At 59.8% G+C, this 7,865-nt stretch carries 3 protein-coding genes; all 3 read left to right on the forward strand.

Translation table 11 applies throughout. The features are described 5' to 3' along the window. The first annotated feature begins 206 nt into the window (after nt 1-206). Nucleotides 207-476 carry a hypothetical protein gene (locus tag AC1D1Y_RS02970; RefSeq protein ID WP_477681042.1) on the forward strand — a complete coding sequence of 90 codons (270 nt, stop codon included), beginning with the start codon at nt 207-209 and terminating at the stop codon, nt 474-476. Further along, nucleotides 473-4,408 carry a LamG-like jellyroll fold domain-containing protein gene (locus AC1D1Y_RS02975; protein ID WP_477681043.1) on the forward strand — a complete coding sequence of 1,312 codons (3,936 nt, stop codon included), beginning with the start codon at nt 473-475 and terminating at the stop codon, nt 4,406-4,408. The genes AC1D1Y_RS02970 and AC1D1Y_RS02975 overlap by 4 nt, the downstream gene beginning before the upstream one ends. Before the next feature lie 5 nt (nt 4,409-4,413). Beyond that, on the forward strand, nt 4,414-7,865 hold a 3,452-nt coding region (locus AC1D1Y_RS02980), incomplete at its 3' end, for a LamG-like jellyroll fold domain-containing protein (protein WP_477681044.1).

Genomic DNA, 7,865 nt, shown 5'->3' on the forward strand with positions numbered 1-7,865 from the left:
CTGAGCCGGTCGGATTCTGCCAGAAGAGTATGGCATTGATAAGGGTGGAAATTAGGAGGCCGGAGATTGTGTTGTCTATACGCACACTTAAGAATTATTTACTGCAGATGAAGGATGACAGGCGCACTGCCAGTCACTAGACTCCGGGCTCGTTTGCATGGCTCAAGTTGGCCCAAGCGAATAAGAAAAAATCAACGAGGGATCCCATGGGATTGTTTGAATGGCTTGCGCCGGGTGCGGTGCGGGTGGGGTGTTTTCGGCTGGCAAGGCGGCATGTCTTCGGTCGCCGATTTCCATCTATGGCTGCTCCGGGTCTTTCGATCGCCAAAGGCAACTCCGTCACCTACACCCTCGACAACGCCGGCAACAAGACCGGCGAACAGGTCAAAGACCCGTCGGGCAAGCTGCAAAGAAACATCACGCGCGTTTATGACGCATTGAACCGGATCCAGCAAGTCACAGGAGCGAGCAATTGAATTTTCTGCTGCTATTACTGTCCAGGAGCTTCATCAGTGTCTTGGTCTTGGTGCTTGTATTTGTCCAGTCAGAAGCGATGGCTGCATTCCCTGCAACGATGCCCTTGATCAAGTGGAATCCAGGAGATTCCACCGGTGTCCCTGGCTACACCACGACCCCGGAAGCGGCCTGCGTCAAATCCATACCCTATGTGGTCAGTCAAGGCTTCGGTGCCGCCGGTTCTGTCTATCACCATGTGAACCCCAGGCCGGATCACCCGGAAGTTCAGCAGCAATGCTGGGCAATAGCCCCTAATTCGGGTGGGGAACCTTACTGGATATCGGTGTTGCAGCTGATGGGCTCTTGTGACGGTGGCCTGACTTATACCGCCGGCATGCTGTCCTGTTCTTGCCCTGAAAACTCAAAAAAGATGGGCGCTTCGTGCGTTTGCAAGGACGGCTTTGATGACGCCCCGAGCAACAACTCCTGTGCCATTCTGGAGGAAAGCAATGCCGCGCAGGAGCCCGCGCTTCCGCTGTCCTGTCCCAAGTCGATAGATCCCAATCCACCGTTTGGCAATCCCCTCTATCCATTGACAGGCAGCAAGGTGGAGCTGGTTGCGACCGGGATGGAGGTAGGCGGCATCGCCCTGACACTGACCTACGACAGCGCCTCCAAAGCCCCGGGTTCCGTCTCGTCTACTTACAACCATCAAGCCTCATTCGGCGAGTTGTGGTTCACCAACCTGCACCGCAAACTGGTGGTGGCACCCACTCTCAAGACCGCGACGCTGTCACGCGGCAACGGCCGCATCCTCAGCTTTACGGGGACGGGCACTGGTGTGTTCAGTGCCGCGGCCAACCGCAGCGAGACCCTGACAGTCATTGCCGGCGGCTATCGCCTGACGGACCCTGGCAGCGGCATACAGGAGATTTACGACAGCACCGGCAAGCTCACCAGCCTGGTCACCGCCGGAGGCAAGGTCTTGAGTTTCTTTTATATCGCGCAGGATCTAGCCTCCATCCAGGACAGCGATGGCCGAGTCATTCGCTTTGCTTATGCCACCGACGGCATTGCCAGACATATCACCAGAATCACCGACATCCTCGGCCGGACCATCACCGCGGCTTATGGCACAAGCGGGAATCTTGTGTCGCTGACCTGGCAAGATGGCAAGGTTCGCCAGTTCCTCTACGAGAACACCAGCTTCCCTTGGGCCCTGACGGGCGTGACGGATGAGAACAACACCCGCTATTCGACCTTTGGCTACGACGCGCAAGGCCGCGCCGTCTCGACTGAACACGCCGGTGGCGTGAACCGTTTCAGCGTCAGCTACGCCCACCCGCCGGCGGTGTCGGTTGCCAGCAGCTACAACGCCGGCACCAATGTGCTCAGTCGCAGCAGGTCCTGGCAAATGCCGGCCAGCCCGGTACTCACCACTCCCAATGGGGTCACCGCGGCCATGGGCGTGCAAAACCGGTTTGGCATGCCGGCGCTTACCAGCATGAGCCAGCCCGCGGGCTCGGGCTGCGCGGCGGCCAGCAATGCCATGAGTTACGACGCCGGCGGCAACTTGGCCAGCAAGGATGACTTCGACGGCCAACGCAGTTGCTACGCCTATGACAGCGGCAACCGCGAGACCGTGCGGGTTGAAGGCCTGGCCACCACGGTGGCCTGCGCCAGCGTCCTGCCGGCAGGATCAACCTTGCCCGCGGGGAGCCGCAAGACGGAAACAAGCTGGCACGCCGACTGGAATCTTCCTGTCAAGGTGAGCCAGCCTTTGCTGCTCACAAGCACGGTTTACCACGGCCAGCCAGATCCGTTTAATGGCAACATCGCCGCTAACTGCACTAGCGCGCCGGCTTTGCCCAACGGCAAGGTCATGCCTTTGGTGTGCAAGCAGGTCGTACAGGCCACCCTGGCCAACGGCACACCTGACCCATCTGCCGCTGCGCGGGCCACGGTATTTAGCTATGACGTAACTGGCCGCCTCATCAGCACCACCGATGTGAATAGCTACTACTCCGGCACTGGTGCCGGTAGCGGAGACCCAAGTTTTGATAAGGTCAGCTTGCTTCTGCACGGCGATGGCGTGAATGGATCAACCACCATTACCGATAGCAGCCCAACCCCCAAAGTCGTGACGGCGGTGGGTGGCGCGAGCATCAGGACCGCGCAGAGCAAGTTCGGGGGCTCTTCTCTGTTTTTTGACGGGGTTGATGCGTCCAATACCTCGATCACAGTGGCCGACAGTCCTGACTTCCATTTGCCTGCCTCGTACACGATTGAATTCTGGATACGGCCATCAAGCCTCAAGGCGACTGGTACGTGGTTGTTTATGCAAACCGATCACATTGGCTTCGCGCCAATCAGGATTGATATGACTGCATCGACCGGTCTCATCAACATCCTGGGTTCGTCAGACAACGTGTCGTGGCTGTTTACAAGCGGGCTTACCAGTACGACGCCATTACAGGTTGGCGTCTGGAGCCACGTGGCGCTGACGGACGACGGTACAAACGCAAGGCTCTTCGTCAACGGCGTACTGCAGGCTACGCGTGCAACCTGGCTCAAGGCGGATTCACCCAACCCGCTCCGCATTGGCGGGGGCTATGCGTCAGGCGATCGGGAGTTTGACGGTTATATGGACGATGTCCGTGTCACCAAGGGCCTGGCCCGCTACACGGCCAACTTCACGCCACCCGCCCAGGCATTTCCAAACACCAGTCCACCCCTTGGCCCGAGTACCGCCTATGCGTACTATGCCGACACCAGTTTCAGCGTCAGTGGAGATTCGAACCTTGACAAGGTCAGCCTGCTGCTGCACGGCGACGGCACCAATGGATCGACCACCATTACCGACAGTAGCCCAAACCCCAAAGTCGTGACGGTGGTGGGTGGCGCGAGCATCAGGACCGCGCAGAGCAAATTCGGTGGCTCCTCGCTGTTTTTTGATGGAGTTGATGCGTCCAATACCTCGATCGCAGTGGCCGACAGTCCTGACTTCCATTTGCCTGCCTCGTACACGATTGAATTCTGGATACGGCCATCAAGCCTCAAGGCGATTGGTACGTGGTTGTTTATGCAAACCGATCACATTGGCTTCGCGCCAATAAGGATTGATATGGCTGCATCGACCGGTCTCATCTACGTCCTTGGTTCGTCAGATAACGCGTCCTGGCTGTTTACAAGCGGGCTTACCAGTACGGTGCCATTACAGGTTGGTGTCTGGAGCCATGTGGCGCTGACGGACGACGGTATCAACGCAAGACTTTTCATCAACGGCGTACTGCAGGCTACGCGCGCAACCTGGCTCAAGGCGGATTCACCCAACCCGCTCCGCATTGGCGGGGGCTATGCGTCAGGCGATCGCGAGTTTGATGGTTATATGGACGATGTCCGTGTCACCAAGGGCCTGGCCCGCTACACGGCCAATTTCACCCCACCCGCCCAGGCATTTCCAGATACCCATCCGGTCATTGATCCGAGCGCCACAGGTCATACGGCGGGCGACCTCCAGTCCATCACTAGTCCGTTGGGCCATGTCACGCAATTCCCGCTGTATGACGGAATAGGGCGCGTACTCCGAATGGTCGATCCCAATGGCGTGGTCACCGACACCGTCTACACCCCGCGCGGCTGGACCAGCAGCGTGACGGTGACGCCTCCAGGCGGCACGGCCCGCACCACCAGCTACAGCTACGACAACGCAGGCCAGATGACAGGCGCAACACTGCCGGACGGCACAACGCTGGGCTACAGCTACGACGCAGCGCATCGCCTCACAGGTGTGACCGACGCCAAAGGCAACTCCGTCACCTACACCCTCGACAACGCCGGCAACAAAACCGGCGAGCAAGTCAAGGACCCCTCAGGCAATCTGCAAAGAAACATTACCCGCGTTTACGACGCATTGAACCGGATCCAGCAAGTCACAGGAGCGAGCAATTGATATCAGTGCAACATCTCAGCCGTCAGGGCCGAATTTTCTCAACATGGCTGTGCGGCCTGGTCTTGCTGGCCTGCATGGCGCCGGCCTTGGCCGCGACGACAACGCCCAGCCCGCGGCTGGACTATTGCTGGACCAACGGTGGTGCGCAGAGTGGTACCAATGCAAACGCCTATGGCGACCAGTATTTGGCCGGCAACTGCTACGAAACGGCCAATGCGCTCTATGACGCAATGGTGTCGACGATCCAGGTGAACTACAACGCAGCCTGGCCCCAGGGGACAACTTCACGGTGCGATTTCGGCGCTTGCAATGGCGTCACGTACATCATCTTCTCAACCTTTTCCAAAGCCCCTTACCCCGGAGCCGCTGATTGCGTGGAACCCGCAAGCCCGGCTGTGGTGAATGCCCACGGTTATTGCGGCCTGAGGAGGACCGACACCGTGACGGGGTCTGATGGCAGCGTGCAGGTTGTAGACAACCTTGATGCTGTGATGCAGGCCTATGTCAAATTTTCCTGCCAGGATGCGCGCCTGGTGAAGACGGGCCCCAACATCACTGGAGGGGGTTGCGCCAATATTGTCGATCACTACCCGGGACTGCAGGAATGTCCGGCTTGCGCCGGGAGGCTGAAAGGGGGTAACCCGATCTATCCAATGACCGGTGCCAAGAAGGAGGTTGTCTCCACCGACTTGGCTATTGGCGGGCAAGCGCTTTACCTCACTTATGACACGCTGCGCCAGATGACGGCCAAGGCGGATGGGCTGGGCTCCGCCGCGCAGTTCAAAGACCTTCCCTCATTTGGTCCTTTGTGGAGCAGCAGCTTTCACCGCCGCCTGAATGTCAAGGCCGGCGGCACGGGGATCGAGGCTTATCGCGGGGATGGACGCCTGGTCAGTTTTGGGGTGACCGCTTACCTGGGCAACGGCGGCACCTATGTGCCTGGCCCGGGTATCAATGACAGTCTGGCGATTATCACGGGCGGCTACCGCTTCTTCGATTCGGCCTCAGGCGTACTCGAGACCTATAACAGCGCGGGGCAGATCACCTCGTCCGCCGACAGGAAGGGCAACACCCTCACCTACACCTACAGCACCGCTGCAGGTGCCGCCGCACCGGCGGCCGGCTACCTGACGCAAGTGACCGACAACATGGGCCGCGCCATCAGCTTCGGCTACACGCTGCCCGCGGGCGGGGTTGCCACCTCGGACGGACTGGTCTCCACCATCACCGCGCCTGACGGCCGCATCATCACGGCCGCCTACGACGGCGCGAAGAACTTGGCCGGCTTGACCTGGCAGGACGGCAAGGTCCGTACTTTCCAGTACGAGAACACCGGCCTGCCCTGGGCCCTGACCGGCAAGACCGACGAAAACAATGTGCGCCTGGCGACCTGGGCCTACGACACGGCGGGTAATGCGGTTTCGAGCGACGGCGCACTGGGCACCGACCACTACAGTGCCACGTACACCACGCCACCGCAGGCCGTAGTCACCGAAACCCTGGTGGTGGGCAATGCGCTCTATTACCCCAACACCTGGTACCGCAACCACACCTGGCAGGCGCCCTCGGGCCTGCAGGTGACCGATGCGACCGGCACAACGTCTACCACCAACGTCGTGATGCCCAATGGCTATCCCGTGCTGGCCGGCATCAGCCAGCCCGCGGGCTCCGGCTCTCCGGCGGTCAGCAACGCCTCGACCTACGACGCCCGGGGCAACCTGCTGTCGCATGACAACTTCCAGGGTGAACGTACTTGCTACGCCTATGACGCCAAAAACCAGCAGGTGGTGCGCGTCGAGGGCCTGGCCAATACCGTGGCTTGCGCCACGGTATTGGCCTTGAACCTGCTGTGCAAATCGGTGGTCGAAATGGCAAGTGGCGCCGCCTTCGATGATCCGTCCGCCGGTAGCAGCGATGCCCTGATCGACAAGGTGGTTTTGTTGCTTCACGGCGAAGACGGCGCCGGCTCGCCCGTGTTTGTGGACAGCAGCTCGTACATGAAAAGCTATTCGGGAAAAGCAGCTAATCCTGTGGTCACCACAGCGCACAGCAAATTCGGCGCCTCGTCCATCAGCCTGGACAGCACCACAGGCGCGAGCGCTTTCGGCTATGGCCCCGACAACACGCTCAAAATGACCGGTAATCTCACCATTGAAATGTTTGTCAAGCTCAACGCGCAGGCAAGCGCGGACCGGGTCATATTCGGTTGGGGATCAGACGATTCGGTAAGTATGGGTCGTGTGACCGTCGATTCAACTGGCAAACTCAACGCGTACTTGGCCACGAGTGATTGGTCGGAAAGCCGTTCCATCGTCGGCCCTGTCATATCGACAGGCGTGTGGCACCACGTTGCGCTGAGCCGAAGCAACGGAAGCTGGATTCTGCACCTGGATGGGGTGCAGGCGGGCGCTGTCGTGAGCCAAATCAACACGGATTCGTTTGTTTTGGGGCGCTTCCAGCTGGGCCGCCAGCAATTCAATGCATGGGGAGCTTTGAACGGTTACCTGGACGAAGTGCGAATTACCAATGGTGCGGCTCGCTACTGGGGAGCCTTCACTCCGCCGACCCAGCAGTTTGGCGATCCTTTAAATCTCAATCCGGCGCAACCCAAGGTGGCGGATGCCCACTACGCGAAGAACATACTGCTGCTGCATGGCGACGCAGCGAATGGCYCCAAAGCCATTGTGGACAGCAGCACGCGGGCGGCCACCGGCACGCTCAAGCGGAATGCGCAGATCAGCACCGCGGAAAGCAAGTTCGGCGGCTCGTCCATCTACATTCCCGCATCGACCGACTACGGCGACTATGGCAACCTGAGTGGCGACTTCACGCTTCCCGGGGACTTCACCGTCGAATTCTGGATGAAACCCGCCAGCACCATGTCTGGCACGATTGCCGTGCGGCTCGGCGGTGGTGGCGCGACGTACCACGATTTCGCTTTTTCAGGCAACCGCCTCTGGATTTTCGGTAGCGACGGGGTCAACTGCTTGACGGGTGGCGGCCTGGGCAATCTGGCCAATACCTGGATTCACGTGGCGTACGTCAGGATCGGCGCAAAGATTTATACCTATGTCAATGGCCAGGCCAACGGAGACTGCGATTGGACCGCCCCCATCGGTAACGCGAACGGCATGGCCTTCGGCTACAACAACAACTCCAATGTCGTCTACTACGACGACATCCGTGTGACCAAAGGCCAGGCACGCTACACGGCCGCATTTACGCCATCAGCCTATCCCGCGCCCAATATCGCAACGCTGTCGGCCGATGCATCGACGGTGACGACTCAGTACACCTACGACGCCGCCGGCCGTATGCTGACCGCCAAGGACACGCTGAACCGCACCACGACCTACGCTTACTACACGGCGGCGGCCTTCAGCGGCACGGCGCCCAACGAAACCGGCCACGCGGCCGGCGACCTGCAGACCATTACGAGCCCAACAGGCCATGTCAC

The organism is Polaromonas sp. P1_G1 (assembly GCF_056405595.1).